Raw genomic sequence first — 23,862 nt, forward strand, 5'->3', positions numbered from 1 at the left:
GTTTCTGCTGCAACCCGATGCCCGCACGACGACCCGCTACGCCCCGTGGCCAGCGCCCGGCCCAAGCCGGGACCCAGCGCTGCGACGGCCCAGCCGGCATGTTCAAGAAGTGACAGGAGCAGCGAGCCCGACGGCGCTGCCCCGCAGGCCTGGAAAGCTAAAACATCCGCTCGGGCCTGTCTGACACAGGAAGCCGGGACAAGGCCCGAGGCCGCGGCCCCGGGCTTGCCACAAGCAACAGCGGCGGCCCTCGGGCCGCCGCGTTCCGGTAGGGGCAGTTGTCTGGGGAAATGTCTCGCGGTCAGAGACGGCGCTTGCGATTGAGGGTCGGGATGGTGGTGGCCGGGATGGCCAACCGCTGCACATGGCCCACGGTCCTGGCCGCCAGTTCCGCCAGGGTCGGCTGGCTGAACAGCACCCGCGCGTCGGCGTTGAGCCCGGCCTGGCGCATGCGCGCCACCAGGCTGACCGCCAGCAACGAATGCCCGCCGAGCTCGAAGAAGTGGTCATGGCGCCCCACCCGCTCGATCTTCAGCACCTCGGCCCAGATCTGCGCCAGGGCGGTTTCCACCTCGCCCTGGGGCGCCTCGAAGCTGCGGCTGAGCACCGCGTCTTGCCCGGGCACAGGCAGGGCCTTGCGGTCCAGCTTGCCGTTGGGGCTCAGCGGCAGGGCCTCGAGCTGGACGAAGGCCGAGGGCACCATGTACTCCGGCACCTGGGCCAGAAGATGCCCGCGCAGGCCTTCGATGCCCGGCGCCGTCTCGGCGTCGCGCAGGGTGAAGTAAGCCACCAGGCGCTCGTCGCGCATCAGCACCACCACTTCGCGCAGCGCCGAATGCGTGGCCAGGCGCGCCTCGATCTCCCCCAGCTCGACCCGCAGGCCGCGCAGCTTGACCTGGAAGTCGTTGCGCCCGAGGAACTCCAGGCAGCCATCGGCGCGGTAGCGCGCCAGGTCGCCGCTGCGATACAGGCGGTCGCCGGCAACGAAGGGGCTGTCGATAAAACGCTCGGCCTGTAGCTGCGGCAACCCCAGGTAACCCCGGGCCACCCCCACCCCGCCGATATACAGGTGGCCGCTGACCCCCATGGGCACCGGCTGGTCGTGATCGTCCAGGACGTAGAGCCGGGTATTGCCGATGGGCCGGCCGATCGGCAACTGGATGTCCGGCACCGGCGCCCCGGGTTCGAGGGTCCAGGCGGTGCTGTTCACCGTGGCTTCGGTGGGGCCGTAGACGTTGTGCAGCCGGGCCTGCGGCAACAGTTGCCGGAAGCGCCGGGCCATGGCCGCGGTGAGCTCGCCGCCACCGCTGAACACGTCGGTCAGGCTGCTGCACTGGCTGACCTCGTCGAGTTCGAGGAACTGCTGGAGCAGCGCCGGGACGAACTGGATTACCGTGATGCCCTGCTCGCGAATGGTCTGCGCCAGGTACGCCGGCTCGCGATGCCCGTCGGGCCGCGCCAGCACCAGGCGCATGCCCGTGGTCAGCGGCCAGAACAGCTCCCAGACCGAAGCGTCGAAGCTGAACGGCGCGCGTTGCAACAACGCCCCGCGCCGCGCATCCGGGCAGATCAGCGAGCCCCAGTGCATCAGGTTGCCGAGGCCGCGGTGCTCGATCATCACGCCCTTGGGCAGGCCGGTGGAGCCGGAGGTGTAGATCACATAGGCCAGGTGCCCGACGTTGAGCCCGGGCACCTGCGGGTCGTCCGCGGGTTGCTGCTGCCAGGCGCAGCGCTCGAAGTCGATCAGCTCGGCCGGTATCCCGGCCAGCCGCTCGCGGGTCGCGCCGTGCACCAGCACCGCCAGCGGCGCGCTGTCTTGCAGCATGTAGTGGAGGCGCTCCTGCGGGTAACCCGGGTCCAGCGGCACATAGGCGCCGCCGGCCTTGAGAATCGCCAGCAGGCCGATCACCAGCTCCAGGCTGCGCTCGACACAGATGCCGACCCGGGTATCGGGTTGCACGCCAAGTTCGCGCAGGTGATGGGCCAGTCGATTGGCGCGCCGGTTGAGCTGGGCATAGGTCAATTGCCGGTTCTCGAACTGCAAGGCCACGGCGTCCGGCGTGCGGCTCGCCTGTGCCTCGAACAGCCCGTGCAAAGTCTGTTCGCGCAGGTAATCGACCTCGGTGGCGTTGAACTCCACCAGCAACTGCTGCAACTGGGCCGGTGGCAATACCGGCAGCTGGCGCAGCGCGATCCGGGGCGCTTGCTCCAGGGTCTGCACCAGGCCATCGAGCACGGTTTGCAGGGCGTCCAGCAGGCGCTGCGGCCCGAGGTTGCGAGGGGCCGTGGCGCTCAGCTTGAAACCCTCGTCCAGGTCGTCCACCGACAGCATCAGCGGGTAGCTGAGGATGTCTTCGCTGCCGAGCCACTGGATGCCCGGCAAATCGCCTAGTAAGTCCTGCCCATCCGCCGCCTGCCCATGGCGATAGTTGAGCAGGCTGTTGAACAGCGGCGTCGGCGCGGCCACGCCACTGCAGCGCTGGGCCAGCGCCAGCGGCGCGTGTTCGTGGGCGAGCAAGGCGCTCAGGCGCTTGTGGGTTTCGCGGACGGCATCCGCCGCCGTCCGCCCGGCCAGGTCGAGGCGCAGCGGCAAGGTATTGATAAACATGCCCAGGGCCCGATCCGCCCCGGCACCGGCCTGCAAGCGCCCCAGCAGCACCGTGCCGAACACCACATCCTCGCGCCCGCACAAGCGCCCCAGGACCTGGGCCCAGGCCAGGTGGAAGACGCTCGCCGCGCTCACCCCCTGGGCCCGGGCCTGGCCGCGCAGGCGCCGGGCCAGGGTCGGAGTCAGCTGGCATTCGACTTTTTCATGCGCGTCACCCGCGGTCGTGCGCTCCAGCCGGCCGAAGGCCAGGCTCGGTTCGTCGACGTCCGCCAGCCATTCGCGGAAGAAGGCTTGGTGTTCCTCGTCGCGGTTGCCCAGGCGGGTCTGTGCCACATAACGGCGATAAGGCACCGCCTCCGGCAACTGCCCTGCCCGCCCCAGCAGATGGGCGTGGATTTCCTCCAGCAGCACGCCGGTGGAGGTAGCATCGTTGACCAGATGATGAAAACGCAGCATGCCGACCCAGCGCCGGTTCCGCGGGTCTTCGCTGTAGGCCAGGGCCATCATCGGCGCCCGGCCCAGGTCCAGCGGACGCAGGCGTGGGTCCAGGCGTTCGCGCAACTGCCCGGCGATATCGCCGGCCTGCGGCTCCAGCGGCACTTCCTCGAGTTGCAGCCGGGCCTGGCGCCAGACCACCTGCATGGGTTGCTCCAGCCCGTCCCAGACCAGGCTGGTGCGCAGGATGTCGTGCCGCGCGATCACCTGTTGCAGGGCCTGGGCAAAGGCCTCCAGGCGCTGCCGGCTGTCGAAGGCGAACAGTGCGTGCTGCTGGTAGGGATCGCGCGCCTCGGTCAGATGGTGATAGAGCAGCCCTTCCTGCAACGGCGCCAGGGGGTAGATCTCCTGCACATTGGCCACGCCGCCGGGCACCGTGGCGACAATGTGCTCGATGCTCGCCTGATCCAGCCGCGCCAGCACCAGCCTGTCCGGGGTGATGCGCGGGCAGTCCGGGCCGATGCGGTTGGCCGGCACCTCGACTTCCCGGGTGCCGCCGACCGCCGCCGCCAGGCTGGCCAGGGTCGGCTGGTCGAACAGCACCCGCACATCGGCCTGCAAACCGGCCTGGCGCATGCGTTCCACCAGGGTCACCGCCAGCAGCGAATGCCCGCCCAGCTCGAAGAAATGATCCTGGCGCCCGACCCGCTCGACCTGCAGCAGTGAAGCCCAGATCGCTGCCAGCCGGGTTTCCAGCGCGTCCCGGGGCGCCTCGTAGCCGTGGCTGATAAAGGCCTCCTGCCCCGGCACCGGCAAGGCCCGGCGGTCGAGCTTGCCATTGGCGGTCAGCGGCAGCGCCGCCAGCCGCACATAGGCCGCGGGCAGCATGTAGTCCGGCAGGCGGCTTTGCAGCTGGGCGTGCAGCTGGCTGATGTCCAGTGGCGGCGACGAGGTCGAGGTGGACCGCTCGGTGAAATACGCCAGCAGGCGCCCGTCGCGGGCCTGGACCACGGCGTCCTGCACGCCGCTCACGGCCGCCAGGGCACTTTCGATCTCCCCCGGTTCGATGCGCATGCCGCGGATCTTCACCTGGTCGTCGTTACGCCCCAGGTATTCGAGCGTGCCGTCCGCCTGCCAGCGCGCCAGGTCGCCGGTGCGGTACATGCGCGCGCGTTGCCCTGCAATGACCGGCTCATCGCTGAACGGATCATCGAGGAAACGTTCGGCGGTCAATTCGGGACGGTTCAGGTACCCTCGCGCCACCCCGGCGCCCGCCACATACAGCTCGCCCGCCACGCCCACCGGCACCGGGCGCCGCTGCTCGTCCAGCAGATAGACCCGGGTGTGGTCGATGGGCCGGCCGATATGCAGGCCCTGGCCGACCGCGACTCGCCCGGAGGTGGCGACCACCGTGGCTTCGGTCGGGCCGTAGTTGTTGATCACGGCAAACCCCGGCTCCTCGGCGAACTGGCGCAGGCGATCGCCGCCAATCAGCAAGGTGCGCAGGGTCGGATGGCCCCGGCGCTGGTTGAAGGCGTACTCGGCCACCGGGGTTGGCAGAAAGCTCACGTCCAGCGGCTGGGCGCGCCACCAGTCGAGCAGCGCCTCGATGTCTTCGTTGCCGTCGTGGGCCGGCGCCAGGTGCAGGGTCGCGCCGCTGCACAGGGCCGGCCAGACTTCCCAGGCCATGGCGTCGAAGCCGAAACCGGCGAGGCTGCTGGCCTGGCCGCCCGGCCCCAGGTCGAAGGCCGAACAGTGCCAGTCCACCAGGTTGGCCAGGGTCCGGTGCTCGACCATTACCCCCTTGGGCAAGCCGGTGGAGCCGGAGGTGTAGATCACATAGGCCAGGTGCGCCGGGGTCAGCCCGGACACTTGCGGGTTGGTCTCTGGCTGCTCCTGCCAGTCGAAGGTATCGAGGTCGATCAGCGGCACGCCCAGGGCCGGCAGGCGCGCCAGCAACTCAGCCTGGGTCAGCACCGCCAGCGGCGCGCTGTCCTGCAGCAGATAGTCCAGGCGTTCGGCCGGATGGGCCGGGTCGATCGGCACATAGGCGGCCCCGGCCTTGAGGATCGCCAGCAACCCGGCCAGGGTGTCGAGGCCACGGCGGGCGACGACGGCCACCCGGTCATCGGGCTGCACGCCCAGCGACCGCAGGTGATGGGCCAAGGCGTTGGCCCGCCGGTTCAACTCGGCGTAGGTCAGCGACTGCCCCAGGCAGACCGCCGCCAATGCCTGGGGCCGCGCGGCCGCCTGGGCTTCGATACGGGCATGCAACGGTTGGCTGCAGGCCGGCGCCGGGCCGCTGGCGTTCCACGCTTGCAACAAGGCCGTGTCGCGGGCGCCGAGCAGCGAGAACCCGGCGATCGGCAAGCAGGGGTCGGCCAGCCCCTGCTCCAGCACCTGTATCAGGCGCTCGGCCAGGGCCTCGATTTCCCCGCCCTGGAAATACGCCTCGTTGTAGAGGTAATGCATCCACGCCTTGTCGTTGTAGCTGTTGCTGCGCAGGTGGATGGCCAGGGGTTGCGGCTCGTGCCCGTTGCAGACCTTGACCGAATGCCCCAGCGCCTCGCCATAGCGGTAATCGTGGTCGTCCTGCTCGTAGGACAGCGACAGGTCGAACAACTGCCCGCGGTCCTCGCGCAGCAGGCCGAGGGAGCGGTTCAGCTCGCTCAGCGGGAAGCGCTGGTGACGGAAATCCTGCTTGAGCACATCGCGCACCGCCCGCACCAGCTCGCCGAACGGCAAGTCCTGGCTGAAGCGGAAACGCACCGCGCTGACCTGGGTGAACAGCCCCAGGGTGTTTTTGAAACGGGCATTGGAGCGGTTGAGGATCGGCACCCCCACCACCCACTCATCGCGCTGCGCGGTGCGGGTGAAATACACGTACAGCGCCGCCAGCAACACATGAAACGCCGAAGCCTGGCAGGTTCTCGCCCACTGCTTCATGCGCTCATGCAGATGCGTGGGGAACGGCTGCAGCAGATGGTTGCTCGGGGCGTCGCCGCTCGCCGCGGCCTCCCTGGCGAAGCGCTCGCGATAACGCGGCATCAGCAGCGGCTCGGGCAGCGTGCGGTACTTGTCCTGCCAGTACGCCCGGTCGCGCAGGTAACGCGGCGAGTCGTGGTAGCGCGCATCGTCGCGAATGAACTCGACATAGGACGGCGCCGACAGCTCGGGGCGGCGCCCGGCCTGCAGCGCACTGTAGATCCCGCCCAGCGATTGCAGCATCTGGCCAAAGCCCCAGCCGTCGAGAATCAGGTGGTGGGCCTGGGTGCCCAGCAGGTGATGGCGGGCATCCAGGCGCACCAGGAAAAACCGGAACAGCGGGCCGCCATCGAAGCGGTACGGCTGCTCCATGCGTTGCCGGATCAGGGCCTGGGCGGCCGCCAGCGGCTCGGGGTGGGCACTGAGGTCCTCCAGCGGCACCTCGACCGGCATGCTCTGGGCGAAGCACTGCAAAGGCAGGCCGTCGCTACCGGCGTCGGGCAGCAGCACAGTGCGCAGGGCATCGTGCTTGCCCACCAGCAGCTCGATGGCCTGGCGGACCAGCTCGGCGCTGAAAGGCCCGGAGAGTTCGACGTAACCGCCGATGTTGTACAGCGGCGAATCGCCGCGGCTCAGCTGGTCGAGCCAGATATCGCGCTGGGCGGCGGTCAGGGCAAAGGCCGGCGGCGCAACCTTGGACGGGGTCATGGCCGGCCCTCCCGGATACACGCGGCCGTCGAACGGCCGGTCTGGCGGCATGGGTTCTCGATCGCGACAAACGCGCCTGGGGCGGCTGCGAAAAAAAGCTTCATAAGATCCTTCTCATGTGAGGTGTCCATACCTTGAACCACGCCCTGAGCAGAGCCCGGCGGCGCCTGTAATCGCAGGCATCCACGGATTTAACCATCGCCCTGGCGACTTGTATGTCACTTGAAACCCGGACAGCCATGCCCGCGCCCATCGGCTCGGGCCGGGCTGAACGGGTAGTCGAGAATTGACTTGCCGTCAGCTCCGGGAGCGGTCTGCGCGCACGTACTAGCTAAAAATTCCCGATTCAAAGACTTAAAAGCGTGTAGGAAATCCACCACAGGTTCCGGACGGCGCTGAAGGTGAAAACAAGCGCCCGCTCAGATAAATCTGATGAATATCAAAGAATTATCCTAACAGCCAGGCCATCCGCAGCCCTGGCAAAACCGCCCTTCGAGGCGAAATGCGGCAAATTGACAGCGCGGTTTTTATGGCAGGTTGTGTCCCCGCTTTCAGCTACAGACGCTGGGTAAACCCGCGCGATTAAATGAAAAATCTCGGCCAGGGACATTCGTTGCAAGGACGGGTGGTGGCCGTCACTCCAACCGTTCGACGATCTGTCTACATCAGGGATGATAGGGATATGAGTCTGACCAGCAGTATTCGAAACATAGACAGTGCGCATTTCTACAACGAATTGGGGGAACTGATTTCCAGCACCGGCAATCGACTCTTTACAGCGAAGATGCTGCATCTGGTGGACAAGCTGGTGCCTGTACAACGGGTCGAGCTCGCCGAATGGAACCTCGACGAGCGCCAGGCGAGCATTCTCGAGATCAGGCCGCTGGGCAGCGCCGGGCTCGAAGAGGTAGTGCCGCCCACCCGACCCGCGCGGGACCAGGACGATCATCCGCTGCTGGAAAAGATGATCGAAATGAACGATTCGCTGCTGATCCAGATGAACGCCCAGACCACCAGCAAACACCCGCGCTACCTCTCCCACCAGTGCCATCTGGTGTCACGCAAAGCCAATCGTCGCTGTGTCATCACCTTCCTGCGCCCGCCTGCGCAACGGCCCTTTTCCCTGGCCGAGCTGTCGTTTCTCAAGAGCCTGTCGCAAACCCTGCTGCCGCTGGTGGAGCGCCATGCCCAGATCAACTGCCAGGCCTGCCAGAAAAACCTTGGCCACGCGCCCGACCGCCCGCTGGCGGCCGTCGAGCAATCGCCGCTGCAACGGGAATTCAACGAGCGGCTGTGCCTGGGCGACATCACCTTGTCGGCGCGGGAGAAAGAGGTCTGCCTGGGCCTGCTGACCGGCGGCACGGTGCCGGAAATGGCCGAGCGCCTCAGCGTCAAGAACAGCTCGGTGGAAACCTACCTCAAGCGCGCCGCCGCCAAGCTCGGGGTCAGCGGCCGGCACGGCCTGGCGAAATGGATGGTCGGTGCCTGAGCTGCGCCCTGCACGCTTTTCAACCCGCCCCGGGCGACGCCGCCGCGGCTTTTGTAGATGAGGCTGTTCAATGAGTAAGTCCCCGCTGTCCCTGGTGAGCCTGGCGTTGGTGCTGGGCGGCTGCTCGCTGATACCGGACTACCGGCAGCCCGCGGCACCGGTTGGGTCCCAGTACCCGCAAGGCCCGGGCTATGCAACGGCGGCCACCCAGGCCAGCCGACCTGGAGAACCGGGAGCGGACTGGCAAAGCCTGTTCCACGACCCGCAGCTGCAAACGCTGATCCGCAGTGCCCTGGTCAACAACCGCGACCTGCGCGTCGCGGCCTTGAACGTCGAAGCCTTCCAGGCCCAGTACCGGATCCAGCGCGCCGACCTGTTTCCCGCGGTGTCCGCCACCGCCGCCGGCTCGCGCCAGCGCGTGCCGGGGGATATGACCGGCACCGGCAAGGCGGCGATCAAGTCGTCCTACTCGGCGACCCTGGGGGTCAGCGCCTATGAACTGGACTTCTTCGGCCGGGTGCGCAGCCTCACGGAGCAGACCATGATGAGCTACCTGGCCACCGAGCAAGCCCGGCGCAGCGCCCAGCTCAGCCTGGTGGCGAACGTCGCCAGTGCCTACCTGACCTGGCGCGCCGACCAGGAACTGCTGGCGCTGACCGCCAAGACCCTGGTCGCCGACGAAGAAAGCCTGCGCCTGACCAGCCGCAGCTTTGATGCGGGCAAGGTCTCGGCCCTGGATGTGAGCCAGGCCCGGACCAGCGTCGAAACCGCCCGCGCCAACCTGGCCCGCTACCAGCGCCAGGTGGCCCAGGACCTCAACAACCTGACCCTGCTGGTGGGCAGCCAGGTCGCCGATTCGTTGCCGGCCCGGCCGCTGGCCAGCGACCTGATCGCCCAGGTCCCGGCCGGGTTGCCCTCGGACCTGTTGCAACGCCGCCCGGACATCCTCCAGGCCGAGTACCAGCTCAAGGCCGCCAACGCCAATATCGGCGCGGCGCGCGCCGCCTTCTTCCCCAGCGTCAGCCTGACGGCCAGCGCCGGCACCTCCAGCCTGGAACTGGCCGGGCTGTTCAAGGGCGGCTCCGGCAGCTGGGCCTTCCAGCCGCAGATCAACCTGCCGATCTTCAATGCCGGCAGCCTGCGGGCCAGCCTCGACTACGCGAAGCTGCAGAAGGACATCAGCGTCGCGCAGTACCAAAAGTCGATCCAGACTGCCTTCCAGGAAGTCGCCGACGGCCTTGCCGCGCGCCAGACCTACAGCGACCAGCTCGACGCCCAGCGCAGCCTGGTGGAGGCCACCCAGGACTATTACCGGATGGCGGAACACCGCTACCGCACCGGCGTCGACAGCAACCTGGTATTCCTTGACGCGCAACGCTCGCTGTTCAGCGCGCAACAGGGGTTGATCAACGACCGGCTGGCGCAACTGATCGCCGAGGTCAACCTGTACACGGCGCTGGGCGGCTCCTGGAACGCGCAGTCGAACCCGGCGTTGGCGCGACACACGCCCTGACAGCCGCGCGCGGACCGAGCCACGATACCGGTCATCGCACCGCTGTCGTGCGCTTCTTGTTAAGGCAAAAAAGCCGATCTATACCTCAACAGGCTGTTGGCAACGGCTGAAGCAACCTGGACTTCGTCGCGCCTGCGGCGAGCCATGCATTCAACGCACCGGACAACTGGACAGAGGCATCGCCAAGGAGCGGTCATGAGCGGAAAACTATTAGTCAAATGGGTCAACAGAACCGACCGGCACCCCCACGGGGTCTGCGAGGCGGCCGTGATGAAGTGGCTGGCGGCCATCGATAACTCTGGCCTGGCCCAGGCCATGAAGCTGACACCACAGCAATGCGATGATCTGCAGGATCAGGTGGAAGATGGAGAGACGTTCGTTTTCCTGCTGCCCCCCATGCTGCTGCCCACTTCAAGTTTCGACCCGTTCAACCCGGTGCCGACCACCGCGGATTCGCTGAAGGCCCTGAAGGCCGGGAACTTCATCTTCGTGTCCGCCGAGGGCCACAGTGTGGCCGGCGGCGGACATGCGATGGGCATCTACAAGAACACCACCAACCTGTTCTTCTTCGACCCCGAGCAGGGGATCTATGCTTATGACTTCAACAGCACAGCGGACCTGAGCGAAATCGTCAAGAAAACCCAGAACTACGGAAAAGCAGCCTATTGCCCAGGCACTTTTACCCCACCGCCAAAACCTTGAGCCGAGGCTTCGAGCATCCTGCGGCAAGGCTGTCTGGTTGCGGGGCCAGGTCTTGAGCACAAAAAAAGCCACTCTCACGAGTTAATGCCGATCAGTTAAGGCTTTTTGTAGGAGCGAGCTTGCTCGCGAAGAACTCCAGCACAGCGCGTTAAACCAGGCAGTACGCGTTATCGTTGACGTTTTTCGCGAGCAAGCTCGCTCCTACAGTCGAGCCAATCGCTTAACTGATCGGCATTACTCTCACGAGTGGCTTTAATGAGATGGTCACCCCCACACCCTGCGAGGGCTACGCTTTCGCAGGGTGTTTTGTTTTCGGAGGCCATCCTCATGAGCGAGTCAGCGCTGATCGGAATCGATCTCGGCAAGCACAGTTTCCACCTGCACGGCCAGGACACTGCGGGCCGAGAGGTGTTTCACAAGAAGCTCTCGCGTCCACAGATGATGCAGTTCTTCGGCAATCTGCCGGCTTGCACCGTGGTGATGGAGGCATGTGCCGGCGCGCATTTTGTCGCTCGTCAGCTGATCGCCATGGGGCATCAGGCCAAACTGATTTCTCCGCAGTTCGTCCGGCCCTTCGTCAAGGGCAACAAAAACGACTTCGTCGACGCCGAGGCCATTTGCGAAGCGGCCTCGCGCCCATCGATGCGCTTTGTTACGCCTAAAACCGAGGCGCAGCAGACCCTTTCCGTTCTGCACCGCCTGCGCGAATCGCTGGTGCACGACCGCACCAAAGCCGCCAATCAGATGCACGGTTTCCTGCTGGAGTTTGGTATCAGCCTGCCCAAAGGTCTGGCGATCATGAAACGTTTGGCGAGTATCTTGGCCGAGCATGAGTTGCCGGTTCGGCTCACCGGGCAGTTGCAACGCCTGCACGATCACTTCGCTTACCTGGATGAGCAGGTCAAGGAACTGGATAAAGAGCTGGCAGGCCAGCTGGCCGCCGATGATCTGGGCAGTCGCCTGCTGAGCCTGCCGTGTGTCGGGCCGATCACCGCCAGCCTGCTGGCGGTGGAAATGGGCGACGGCCAGCAGTACAAGTGCAGTCGCGACTTCGCAGCATCTGTGGGTCTGGTGCCCAGACAGTACAGCACCGGTGGCAAGGCGAATTTGCTCGGCATCAGCAAGCGCGGTGACAAGCACCTGCGGCAATTACTGGTGCAGTGTGCGCGGGTCTACCTGCAAAGGCTGGACTACCAGCGCGGCCGTTTGGCCGACTGGGTACGCTCAATGCTGACGCGACGCCACTCGAACGTGGTGGCCTGTGCTTTGGCTAACAAGCTGGCGCGGATCGCGTGGGCGCTAGCGGCCCACCATACGCAGTATGAAGCAGGGCCAGGCGCGCTGAGCGCCTGACCCTGCGGTTGTTGCAGCACCACGAAGCACCCTTCAGGTTTTGCGATAGCTGAACAACGGATGACGTGAACGGCCCACCGGCCTGACGAAGAACCTGGCACAAAAATCGGCTTCAGAAGCCGAGGCATTTTTCAGGATCGTCAGGCGCGACTCTCATCGTGGCGCGGGGCATGCCCCCAAACAGACGCCGGATAGATTTAAGCAAGCCAACCACTTCACCCATTGATCAGTATTGCAAAAACGGGGGTGACCATAGATTTTTGTGCATCCCGAGGCAGCCAATGGGTAGCCTACCCAGACCTGCGATACACGAATCGCCCCAGGGAAAAAGGAGAAGCCATTGAAATTAACGTTCAGCCATGTGGATGTGCTCGTCAAAGACCTCGAGCAAGCGTGTGCGTATTACGCCCGGGTCTTCAGCGCAAGGATTTCCAGGACCCTGGATTGGCAGCGTGACGGTCTGCATGTGCGTTATGCGATCGTCATGTTTGGCACGGAGCGCCTGATGCTGGTGCAACCCTTTGCCGGCAATCTCAAGGCGCTGATGGACAGCAACGGCGAAGGCACGATCTACCGTCATTGCTATTGCACCCCGGACATCGAGGCCGCCTACGACGAGTTGATGGCCGCGGGTGTGCAGCCGGAAGACGAGAACGGCAACCCCCTGTCGCGCGACAATCTGCAGTCCCCCAGCGGCACACGCATCCTCTGGCTACCGAAGCGCTTCGGGCATTTTTCCATCGAGCTGCTTGAAGAGGCAGAACTGGAGGCCTTCATCGAAGAAGCATTCGCCGAGGACAGATAAGGCAACAGGCGCCAGCGCTCTCCCGTTTTCCCCCGCCGCATAGGCTGAAACTCCCAGGCCGCCTGGGAGTATCGGCCAATGCGCAAGCTGCGCGGCCTCCCCATAGTTGTGACATCTGCCAGCAGAGGGGCCCAAGTGCGGCCCCCACAACTAGTAGAACTGCCGAGGAGCCTGTCATGACCACCCCCCAATCCCCCACCAACGACCTGACCGCTGATACCTCTACCGATCTGTACCCCGTCTTCCCCAGTGACGACACACTGAGCATCACCAGTGACGACACACTGAGCATCACCACCCTGGCGAATGGCGATCCGCTCGTGGTGGCGACCGGCGTCAACGTTGCGCTGGACGAAACCGCCGGGTTGCAAAACGCTACCGCCACGCCGAACCCCGCAGGCGACGCCGACGACAATGACATCCTGCTGGCCGCCCTGCCCTCGGCCTTCGCTGCCCGCTTGACCGCCCTTGGCGCCGGTACCGCGACGGATGCCGCCCTGAGTGGCTACACCGGTGCCGTGGGCAACACCGGCAGCAATGCCTTCACCCTCAACCCGGCACCCGGCGGAACCATTACCGATGTCAGCTTCACCGACAGCCTGGGCGCGCCGCTCGACGGCCTGGACAGCGGCCTGGACACCCTCGATGGCATCGACATCCTTCTCTATACCGATACCAACAACAACATCGTCCTCGGCCGGGCCGGCGGCCCTGACGGCGCAATCGTGTTCGCCGGCTATATCGAGGAAACCGGATCGCCGCTGTCGGGCGGCAAGCTCTGGACCGTGGAATACCAGCCGCTCAAGCACCCGGACGCGAGCAACCCGGACGATGCCCTCAACCTGCTGAACAAGGTGTTCATCGGTGCCAGCCAGGACCTGACATTCAGCCTGGCCAACGCGCCTTCCGGGCAGAACCTGTTCCTGATGTTCACCAAGGCCAACCCGACAGTGGTGGACGACGCGGGTGTCTTGCGGATCAGCGATCCGACGATCATCGCCACCGGCAAGGACCCCGCCGACCAGTCAGCGGGCGTCAACATCAACACCGGCGACACCATCAACACCAGCCAGGCAGGTGGCCCGACCACCTTCGGCACCAACAACCAGATGATCACGGAACAGGAAGGCATTCGTTTTACCTTCGTCACCGGCGCCCGGCAGGACGTGACCATTCCCAACCTGGACCAGAACGAAGCGGACGTCGAAGCCAACATCGACTTCACCGCGATGTTTAATGCCAAGGCCGCCAATTTCGATGTGGTGCAACTGCAAAGCGGCAAGAGTGCGGTGGTCAAGATCAGTGCCTTCAACACTGCGGTCGAAAGCGGCGCAGATTTCGTCAACGGCTATGCGAACGATACGTCGGTGGCAATCACTAATGTTCGCGTGATCAACAACGCCACCGGGCAAGTGCTCGAGAACTCGGACGGCTCGGTGAATGATCCGGCCATCAGCATCAGCTTTGCCAGCGGGGTTGCGACTGTCACCGGCGTCAAGGCCGGCTACCAGATCGAATACACCACCACCTCGGACCACAACCGCGTACTGATCGAGAACGGCGCAGCCCTGGACGCCAAGGGCAATAACCACGCCGACTTCGACATCGGCGGCTTCACCCTGCTCCAGGCCACCACCACGACCGCCGAGATCGGCTCGAAGATGATCTTCGAGGACGATGGGCCGGCAGCGACGGGAACCCCCGTGGCTGGCACCGTCGATGAAGACGGCCTGGCCAATGGCATTGCCGGCGGTATCGGCGACGTGGCCGGCGAAGCAACGACAGCCAATGGCAGCGTCACCGGCATCTTCCAGTCCGGGGTCGACGTGCCGCTGAGCTATAGCTTGTCGAGCGATACCAGCGGCCTGCCTGCCCTGAGTTCCGGTGGAGTGGCGCTGGTCTACAGCGTCGCGGGTGACACTCTGACTGCCAAGGCCGGCACGACCGATGTATTCACCTTCAGCCTTAGCGCCGCGGGGGCCTACAGCTTCACCTTGCTCCAGCCGCTGGATCATCCGGCGGGCAACAATGAAAACGACATCGCGATCAACCTGGGCAGCCTGCTCCAGGCCACCGACAAGGACGGCGATACGGTCACGGCTGCGCCCGAGAAACTGGTGATCACCGTCGATGACGACACGCCAACGGCAACCGGGACCGCCGCGACTGGAACCGTCGACGAGGATGGCCTGGCCAACGGTATTGCCGGTGGTGTCGGTGACGTGGCCGGCGAAGCAACGACGGCCAATGGCAGCGTCACCGGCATCTTCCAGTCGGGGGCCGATGGGCTGCTGAATTATTCCTTGTCGAGTGACACCAGCGGCTTGCCGGCCTTGAGTTCGGGCGGAGTAGCGCTGGTCTATAACGTTGCCGGTGACACCCTCACCGCCAAGGCCGGCGCGGTCGATGTATTCACCTTCAGCCTCAGTGCGGCGGGTGCCTACAGCTTCACCCTGCTGCAACCCCTGGACCATGCTGCCGGTAACGATGAAAACGACATCACCATTAACCTGGGCAGCCTGCTGCAAGCCACCGACAAGGATGGCGACACGGTCACGGCTGCGCCCGAGAAACTGGTGATCACGGTCGATGACGACACACCCACCGCGAATGGAGCCGCCGAGGCTGGCACCGTCGACGAAGACGGCCTGGCCAACGGTATTGCCGGTGGCGTCGGCGACGTACCCGGCGAAGCCACCACCGCCAATGGCAACGTCACCGGCATCTTCCAGTCCGGGGCCGATGTACCGCTGACTTATAGCTTGTCGAGTAACACCAGCGGCTTGCCAGCCCTGACTTCCGCTGGGGTGGCGCTGACCTACAGCGTCCTGGGCAACACCCTGACCGCCAAGGCCGGCGCGACTGATGTGTTCACCCTGAGCCTGACGGTAGCGGGTGCCTACACCTTCACCCTGCTGCAGCCCCTGGATCACGCGGCGGGCAACGACGAGAACGATCTCACGATCAACCTGGGCACCCTGCTGCAGGCCACCGACAAGGACGGCGATACAGTCACCGCCGCGGCCGAGAAACTGGTGATCACCGTCGATGACGACACCCCGACCCTCGCCTTCGGCAACCTGATCGGCACCGGCACCCAGCTGGCGCAACAAGGCTACTGGAACATGGGGCCTGGCGCCGACGGGCTGGGAGCGGCCGGCCTGGACATCTCGCTGGTGAACGGCCAGTTCACCCTGGTCCGGCCGGACGACACGACCACCACCGGCACCGGTACGCTGGTCGAGCAGTCGCCGTCACCGGATGGCAATGGCGCCTACCAGTTCGCCGGAACCCTGACCGGTGACTTCGACAACAACGCGGCCACCGCCGATACCACCATCCACTACACCCTGAGCGCCTATGCCAACGGCACCTATGCCCTGGACCTGGAAGAAGGCTTCCGTTCGATCGTCGTCCTCAGCAGTGCCGACGGCTCGCTGGATGCCGGTGGCCCGGACCCCGTGCGCACACTGACCATCGGTAGCGAAGAGGTGGTGTTCTTCGGCGCCGATCCGCTGGCGCCACAGACCGGTCCGAACAGCATCCTCACCGGCATCGGGCTCGGAGCGCCCGACCCCACCGAGGCGCAACTGCAGACCAACCCGCTGCCGTCGTTCATCGGCTCGGCGGCCATGAACGTCAGCACCTCGGGCATCGGTATCGCCAACAACAACCTGGAGGGCAACAACACGGCGGGCATCAATGCCGGTGACGAGAGCTTCGTGGTCAACCCCGAAACGCTGTTGACGGCCATGAAGATCTTTATCGACAACTCGGTACAAGGCTACGACCCGGCCACGGAAGAGCTGTACTACACGGCCTACTACGAAGACGGCACAACCTCGGGCGCGCCCATCAAGGTGCAGGCCGCCGACCTGCACGCAGAGGCCGGTGGCCAGAAATCCTTCACCATCCAGTGGGATGGCAGCCACCTGATCGACGCGGTCCAGCTCACCATGGGCAAGGGTACGATCAAGGTCCCGGTGATCCAGTTCATCCAGGAAACCCAGAGCCTGGCCAGCGATATCCAGCTGGCGTTCAACGCCACGATCACGGACAAGGACGGCGACACCGCAACCAGTGCGTTCGACGCCAACCTGTTCGCCAACGACCCGGCCGACGCACTGTTCGACTTCAGTCTGGTGGGCACCACGGGTGAGCGGGATGCCTTCAACATCGACCTGTCGGTCGCCGAGAACCAGTACCAGGTCAGTGGCTTCGATGCCGGAGCAGGCCAGCGCGATGCAGTGGTACTTATTGGTGACCCGGGCGCCGTCGTGCAGTCGATCGACAACACCGGCGCCGACAGCATCGTGACGGTGGCCGAGACCGGCGGGCAACTGACGACCATCACCCTGCTTGGGGTCGACCTGCTCAATACCGACATCGTGATAGGCAGCGTCTAAAACCTGGCGCGTCAAACCCAAGCGAGGGTGGCCTGGAAACCACCCTCGCTTTTTTTTGCGCGCCGATACAAGCGCCGCGGCGGACGCTCAAGCCGCCCGTCGAACCGCTCGGCGACGGCCTGTCGCCGGCTCCCAGCAGACCTCTGGGTCCTTTGCGCGATCGCTGTTTCGCCTCGTCCCGCGTCCCCTGCCGCATAGGCTGAAACTCCCATCCAGCCTGGGAGTATCGGCCAATGCGCAACCGGCGTGGCCTCTCCATAGTTGTCGTATCTGCCAACAGGGGGCCCAGCTGCGGCCTCAACGACTGGAATGGCCCAGGAGAACGTCATGACTACCACAAAAAAAAACACCCCCCCTACGAACGACCTGACCGCTGATACCAGTACCGCTCTCTACCCCGTCTTCTCCAGCGACGACACGCTGGCCGTCAGCACCGCCCAGGCCAGCAGCACGCCGCTCATTCTGGTCGACGGCGCGAGCGTGACCCTGGACGAAACCACCGGGTTGCAAAACGCCACCGCCACGCCGAGCCCTGCAGGCGACGCCGACGACAATGACATCCTGCTCGCCGCCCTGCCCTCGGCCTTCGCCACCCGCCTGACCGCCCTCGGCGCCGGTACCGCGACGGATGCCGCCCTGAGTGGCTACACCGGTGCCGTGGGCAACACCGGCAGCAATGCCTTCACCCTGGCGCCCGGCACCAACGTGACCGATATCAAGTTCACCGACAGCCTCGGCGCGCCGCTCGACGGCCTGGACAGCGGCCTGGACACCCTCGACGGCACCAGCATCCTTCTCTATACGGATACGGACAATAACAACATCGTTCTGGGCCGGGCCGGCGGCCCTGCCGGCGCGATCGTGTTCGCCGGCTATATCGAGGAAACCGGGTCGCCGGTCAGCGGCGGCAAGCTCTGGACCGTGGAATACCAACCGCTCAAGCACCCGGACGCGAGCAACCCGGACGATGCCCTCAACCTGCTGAACAAGGTGTTTATCGGCGCCAGCCAGGACCTGACGTTCAGCCTGGCCAACGCGCCTTCCGGGCAGAACCTGTTCCTGATGTTCACCACGGCCAACCCGACGGTGGTCGACGACGGGGGAGTGCTGCGGATCACCAATCCGACGCTGATCGCCACCGGTAAAGACCCGGCAGACCAGTCGAGCGGCGCGAACATAAACACTGGCGACACGGTCAATACCAGCCAGGGCGGCGGCCCGACTACCCTGGGCACCAACAACCAGATGATTGTCGAGCAGGAAGGCATTCGCATTTCGTTCGTCACCGGCGCCCGGCAAAACGTGACCGTGCCCAACCTGGACCAGAACGAAGCGGACGTGGAATCCAACATCGACTTCACCGCGGTCTTTAATACGAAGTCGGCCAGTTTCGATGTCGTGCAGCTGCAAGGCGGCAAGAGCGCGGTGGTCAAGATCAGTGCCTTCAGCACCGCGGCCGAACCTGGGGTGAATTTCATCAACGGCTATGCGAACGATGCGTCGGTGGCCATCTCCAATGTCCGCGTGATCAACAAAAGCACCGGGCTGGTGATCGAGAACTCCGACGGATCGGTGAACGATCCGAGCATTACCATCAGCTTTACGGGCGCAGTGGCCACCATCACTGGCGTCAAGGCCGGCTATCAGATCGAATACACCACCACCGCGGACCACAACCGCGTGCTGATCGAGAACGGCGCAGCCCTGGACGCCAAGGGCGATAACCACGCCGACTTCGATATCGGTGGTTTCACCCTGCGCCAAGCCTCTACCAGCACCGCCGAAATCGGCTCGAAGATGATCTTCGAAGACGACGGACCGGCCGCAGCCGGAACCGCCGAGGCCGGAACCGTCGATGAAGATGGTCTGGCCAACGGTATTGCCGGCGGTGTCGGCGACGTACCCGGCGAAGCCACCGCCGCCAATGGCAGCGTCACCGGCATCTTCCAGTCGGGAGCCGATGTGCCGCTGACCTACTCCTTGTCGAGCGACACCAGCGGCCTGCCAGCCCTGAGTTCGGGCGGAGTCGCGCTGGTCTACAGCGTGCTGGGCGACACCCTGACCGCCAAGGCGGGTGCCGTCGATGTGTTTACCTTCAGCCTTAGCGCCGCGGGGGCCTATAGTTTCACCCTGCTGCAACCGCTGGATCACCCAGCCGGTAACGATGAAAACGACATCGCTATTAACCTCGGTACCTTGCTGAAGGCCACCGACAAAGACGGCGATACGGTGACGGCTGCGGCCGAAAAACTGGTGATCACCGTCGATGACGACACGCCAACGGCAACCGGGACCGCCGCGACTGGAACCGTCGACGAGGACGGCCTGGCCAACGGTATTGCCGGAGGTGTCGGTGATGTGCCCGGCGAAGCCACCGTGGCCAATGGCAACGTCACCGGCATCTTCCAGTCGGGAGCCGATGTGCCGCTGACCTACTCCTTGTCGAGCGATACCAGCGGTCTGCCTGTCCTGAGTTCCGGTGGGGTGGCGCTGGTCTACAGCGTGCTGGGCGATACCCTGACCGCCAAGGCTGGCGCCGTCGATGTGTTCACCTTCAGCCTCAGCGCTGCCGGTGCCTACAGCTTCACCTTGCTGCAGCCCCTGGACCATGCCGCCGGTAACGATGAAAACGACATCACCATTAACCTGGGCAGCCTGCTGCAAGCCACCGACAAGGATGGCGACACGGTCACGGCTGCGCCCGAAAAACTGGTGATCACGGTCGATGACGACACACCAACGGCAACCGGAGCCGCCGAGACCGGCACCGTCGATGAAGACGGCCTGGCCAACGGCATCGCCGGCGGTGTCGGCGACGTACCCGGCGAAGCCACCGCCGCCAATGGCAACGTCACCGGCATCTTCCAGTCCGGGGCCGACGTGCCGCTGAGCTATAGCTTGTCGAGCGATACCAGCGGCCTGCCTGCCCTGAGTTCCGGTGGAGTGGCGCTGGTCTACAGCGTCGCGGGTGACACCCTGACCGCCAAGGCCGGCACGACCGATGTATTCACCTTCAGCCTTAGCGCCGCGGGGGCCTACAGCTTCACCTTGCTCCAGCCGCTGGATCATCCGGCGGGCAACAATGAAAACGACATCACGATCAACCTGGGCAGCCTGCTCCAGGCCACCGACAAGGACGGCGACACGGTGACGGCTGCGGCAGAAAAACTGGTGATCACGGTCGATGACGACACGCCGACGGCAACCGGAGCCGCCGAGGCCGGCACCGTCGATGAAGACGGCCTGGCCAACGGCATCGCCGGTGGCGTCGGCGACGTACCCGGCGAAACCACCACCGCCAATGGCAGCGTCACCGGGATCTTCCAGTCCGGGGCTGACGTGCCACTGACTTATAGCTTGTCGAGCGACACCAGCGGTCTGCCTGTCCTGAGTTCCGGTGGGGTGGCGCTGGTCTACAGCGTGCTGGGCGATACCCTGACCGCCAAGGCGGGCGCCGTCGATGTGTTCACCTTCAGCCTCAGCGCTGCCGGTGCCTATAGCTTCACCTTGCTGCAACCGCTGGATCATCCAGCCGGTAACGATGAAAACGACATCACCCTTAATCTGGGTAGCCTACTGCAAGCCACCGACAAGGACGGCGATACGGTGACGGCTGCGGCAGAAAAACTGGTGATCACGGTCGATGACGACACGCCGACGGCAACCGGAGCCGCCGAGGCTGGCACCGTCGACGAGGACGGCCTGGCCAACGGTATCGCCGGTGGCGTCGGCGACGTACCCGGCGAAGCCACCGCCGCCAATGGCAACGTCACCGGCATCTTCCAGTCCGGAGCCGATGTGCCGCTGAGCTATAGCTTGTCGAGCGATATCAGCGGCCTGCCTGCCCTGAGTTCGGGCGGAGTCGCGCTGGTCTATAGCGTTGCCGGCGATACCCTGACCGCCAAGGCCGGCGCAGTCGATGTATTCACCTTCAGCCTTAGCGCTGCCGGTGCCTACAGCTTCACCCTGCTCCAGCCGCTGGATCATCCAGCTGGTAACGATGAAAACGACATCACGATCAACCTGGGCAGCCTGCTGCAGGCCACCGACAAGGACGGCGATACGGTCACGGCTGCGCCCGAGAAACTGGTGATCACCGTCGATGACGACACGCCAACGGCAACCGGGACCGCCGCGACTGGAACCGTCGACGAGGACGGCCTGGCCAACGGTATTGCCGGAGGTGTCGGTGATGTGCCCGGCGAAGCCACCGTGGCCAATGGCAACGTCACCGGCATCTTCCAGTCGGGAGCCGATGTGCCGCTGACCTACTCCTTGTCGAGCGATACCAGCGGTCTGCCTGTCCTGAGTTCCGGTGGGGTGGCGCTGGTCTACAGCGTGCTGGGCGATACCCTGACCGCCAAGGCGGGTGCCGTCGATGTATTCACCTTCAGCCTTAGCGCTGCCGGTGCCTACAGCTTCACCTTGCTGCAACCCCTGGACCATGCCGCCGGCAATGATGAAAACGACATCACCATCAACTTGGGCACGCTGTTGCAGGCCACGGATAAAGATGGCGACACAGTGACCGCAGCCGCCGAAAAACTGGTGATCACCGTCGATGACGACACCCCCACCGCGAATGGAGCCGCTGAGGCCGGAACCGTCGACGAGGATGGTCTGGCCAACGGTATTGCTGGCGGTGTCGGCGACGTGCCTGGCGAGGTCACCAGCGTCAGCGGCAATGTGACCGGTATCTTCCAGTCGGGCGCCGACGTACCGCTGAGCTATAGCCTGTCGAGCGACACCAGCGGTCTGCCTGTCCTGAGTTCGGGCGGAGTCGCGCTGGTCTACAGCGTGCTGGGCGATACCCTGACCGCCAAGGCGGGCGCCGTCGATGTGTTCACCTTCAGCCTCAGCGCTGCCGGTGCCTACAGCTTCACCTTGCTGCAACCGCTGGACCATGCTGCCGGTAACGATGAAAACGACATCACCATTAACCTGGGCAGCCTGCTGCAAGCCACCGACAAGGACGGCGATACAGTCACGGCTGCGCCCGAAAAACTGGTGATCACCGTCGATGACGACACACCCACCGCGAATGGCACCGCCGTGACCGGCACCGTCGACGAAGACGGCCTGGCCAACGGTATTGCCGGCGGTGTCGGCGACGTGGCCGGCGAAGCCACCGTGGCCAGCGGCAGTGTCACCGGGATCTTCCAGTCCGGGGCCGACGTACCGCTGACGTACTCCTTGTCGAGTAACACCAGCGGCTTGCCAGCCCTGAGTTCCGGTGGGGTGGCACTGGTCTACAGCGTGCTGGGCAACACCCTGACCGCCAAGGCTGGCGCGACTGACGTGTTCACCCTGAGCCTGACGGTTGCGGGTGCCTACACCTTCACCCTGCTGCAGCCCCTGGATCACGCGGCGGGCAACGACGAGAACGATCTCACGATCAACCTGGGCACCCTGCTGCAGGCCACCGACAAGGACGGCGATACAGTCACCGCCGCGGCCGAGAAACTGGTGATCACCGTCGATGACGACACCCCGACCCTCGCCTTCGGCAACCTGATCGGCACCGGCACCCAGCTGGCGCAACAAGGCTACTGGAACATGGGGCCTGGCGCCGACGGGCTGGGAGCGGCCGGCCTGGACATCTCGCTGGTGAACGGCCAGTTCACCCTGGTCCGGCCGGACGACACGACCACCACCGGCACCGGTACGCTGGTCGAGCAGTCGCCGTCACCGGATGGCAATGGCGCCTACCAGTTCGCCGGAACCCTGACCGGTGACTTCGACAACAACGCGGCCACCGCCGATACCACCGTGCACTACACCCTGAGCGCCTACGCCAACGGCACCTATGCCCTGGACCTGGAAGAAGGCTTCCGTTCGATCGTCGTCCTCAGCAGTGCCGATGGCGCGCTGGATGCCGGTGGCCCGGACCCGGTGCGCACGCTGACCATCGGTAGCGAGGACATCGTGTTCTTCGGCGCCAACCCGCTGGCTCCGCCAAGCGGCGCGAACAGTATCCAGACCGGCATCGGGCTCGGAGCGCCCGACCCTACCGAAGCGCAGTTGCAGACCAACCCGCTGCCGTCCTACATCGGCTCGGCGGCCTTGAACGTCAGCACGGCCGGCATCGGCATCGCCAACAACCTGCTCCAGGGCGACAACCTGGCGGCGATCGGCGCGGCCGATGAAAGCTTCGTGGTCAATCCGGAGAGCCTGCTGACGAGCATGAAGGTGTTTATCGACAACTCCGTGGGCGGCTACAACACGGCAACCGAGGACCTGTACTACAGGGTCTTCTACGAAGATGGCACCTTCTCCAACCTGATCGAGGTCAACACCCTGACTCCGGAGGCCGGTGGGCAGGTGTCCTTCACCGTCGAGAAGTCGGCCACATCGCTGATCGATGCGGTTCAGCTGATCATGGCCCGGGGCGATATCAAGATCCCGACGATCGTGTTCACCCACGAGACCGAGAGCCTGGCCAACGATATCCAACTGGCGTTCAACGCCACAATCACGGACAAGGACGGCGACACCGCAACCAGCGCGTTCGACGCCAACCTGTTCGCCAACGACCCGGCCGACGCACTGTTCGACTTCAGTCTGGTGGGCACCACGGGTGAGCGGGATGCCTTCAACATCGACCTGTCGGTCGCCGAGAACCAGTACCAGGTCAGCGGCTTCGATGCCGGAGCAGGCCAGCGCGATGCAGTGGTGCTCATTGGCGACCCGGGCGCCGTCGTGCAGTCGATCGACAACACCGGCGCCGACAGCATCGTGACGGTGGCCGAGACCGGCGGACAGCTGACGACCATCACCCTGCTTGGGGTCGATCTGCTCAATACCGACATTGTGATGGGCAGCGTCTGAAACGTTCGCGCATGCGAACCGATGCGAGGG

Annotated in this window: 8 protein-coding genes; 7 read left to right on the top strand and 1 reads right to left on the bottom strand. The window is 65.0% G+C overall.

The genetic code is table 11. The features are described 5' to 3' along the window. Positions 1-301: 301 nt before the first annotated feature. Positions 302-6,736 carry a non-ribosomal peptide synthetase gene (locus IF690_RS17490; protein ID WP_202696679.1) on the bottom strand — a complete coding sequence of 2,145 codons (6,435 nt, stop codon included), beginning with the start codon at positions 6,734-6,736 and terminating at the stop codon, positions 302-304. A 682-nt stretch (positions 6,737-7,418) separates the two neighbouring features. Here IF690_RS17490 and IF690_RS17495 point away from each other — a divergent pair. The 7 genes from IF690_RS17495 (at position 7,419) to IF690_RS17525 (ending at position 23,832) form a co-directional block, all read left to right on the top strand. Further along, on the top strand, positions 7,419-8,225 hold the full coding sequence (locus IF690_RS17495; protein WP_202696680.1) for a helix-turn-helix transcriptional regulator: 807 nt from the start codon (positions 7,419-7,421) through the stop codon (positions 8,223-8,225). Positions 8,226-8,295: 70 nt separating this feature from the next. Beyond that, the gene (gene adeC, locus IF690_RS17500; protein ID WP_202696681.1) at positions 8,296-9,738 is read left to right on the top strand and encodes an AdeC/AdeK/OprM family multidrug efflux complex outer membrane factor; all 1,443 of its coding nucleotides are present in this window, start codon (positions 8,296-8,298) and stop codon (positions 9,736-9,738) included. 195 nt (positions 9,739-9,933) lie between these two features. After that, complete coding sequence (locus tag IF690_RS17505) at positions 9,934-10,440, top strand: hypothetical protein (protein ID WP_202696682.1); 507 nt, start codon at positions 9,934-9,936, stop codon at positions 10,438-10,440. Between the two features lie 327 nt (positions 10,441-10,767). Continuing rightward, positions 10,768-11,793, top strand: a complete 1,026-nt coding sequence (locus tag IF690_RS17510) for an IS110 family RNA-guided transposase (RefSeq protein ID WP_202696683.1) — start codon at positions 10,768-10,770, stop codon at positions 11,791-11,793. Positions 11,794-12,133: 340 nt separating this feature from the next. After that, a complete protein-coding gene (locus IF690_RS17515; RefSeq protein ID WP_202696684.1) occupies positions 12,134-12,598 on the top strand; it encodes a VOC family protein in 465 nt (154 codons plus the stop codon). Between the two features lie 176 nt (positions 12,599-12,774). Continuing rightward, positions 12,775-17,004 (top strand): T1SS-143 repeat domain-containing protein, encoded by a 4,230-nt coding sequence (locus IF690_RS17520; RefSeq protein WP_202696685.1) that lies wholly within the window; start codon positions 12,775-12,777, stop codon positions 17,002-17,004. A gap of 327 nt (positions 17,005-17,331) precedes the next feature. After that, positions 17,332-23,832: a T1SS-143 repeat domain-containing protein gene (locus IF690_RS17525; protein ID WP_202696686.1), complete on the top strand. Its 6,501-nt coding sequence runs from the start codon at positions 17,332-17,334 to the stop codon at positions 23,830-23,832. The last annotated feature ends 30 nt before the right edge of the window (positions 23,833-23,862 follow it).

Source organism: Pseudomonas sp. SK3(2021), from assembly GCF_016772375.1.
In the GTDB taxonomy this organism is placed as follows: Bacteria; Pseudomonadota; Gammaproteobacteria; order Pseudomonadales; family Pseudomonadaceae; genus Aquipseudomonas; species Aquipseudomonas chlororaphis_I.

Coding starts and splice junctions, on each gene's coding strand:
- IF690_RS17505 (WP_202696682.1), top strand. CDS start 9,934: ATGAGCGGAAAACTATTAGTCAAATGGGTCAACAGAACCGACCGGCAC.
- IF690_RS17520 (WP_202696685.1), top strand. CDS start 12,775: ATGACCACCCCCCAATCCCCCACCAACGACCTGACCGCTGATACCTCT.
- IF690_RS17525 (WP_202696686.1), top strand. CDS start 17,332: ATGACTACCACAAAAAAAAACACCCCCCCTACGAACGACCTGACCGCT.
- IF690_RS17495 (WP_202696680.1), top strand. CDS start 7,419: ATGAGTCTGACCAGCAGTATTCGAAACATAGACAGTGCGCATTTCTAC.
- IF690_RS17510 (WP_202696683.1), top strand. CDS start 10,768: ATGAGCGAGTCAGCGCTGATCGGAATCGATCTCGGCAAGCACAGTTTC.
- adeC (WP_202696681.1), top strand. CDS start 8,296: ATGAGTAAGTCCCCGCTGTCCCTGGTGAGCCTGGCGTTGGTGCTGGGC.
- IF690_RS17490 (WP_202696679.1), bottom strand. CDS start 6,736: ATGACCCCGTCCAAGGTTGCGCCGCCGGCCTTTGCCCTGACCGCCGCC.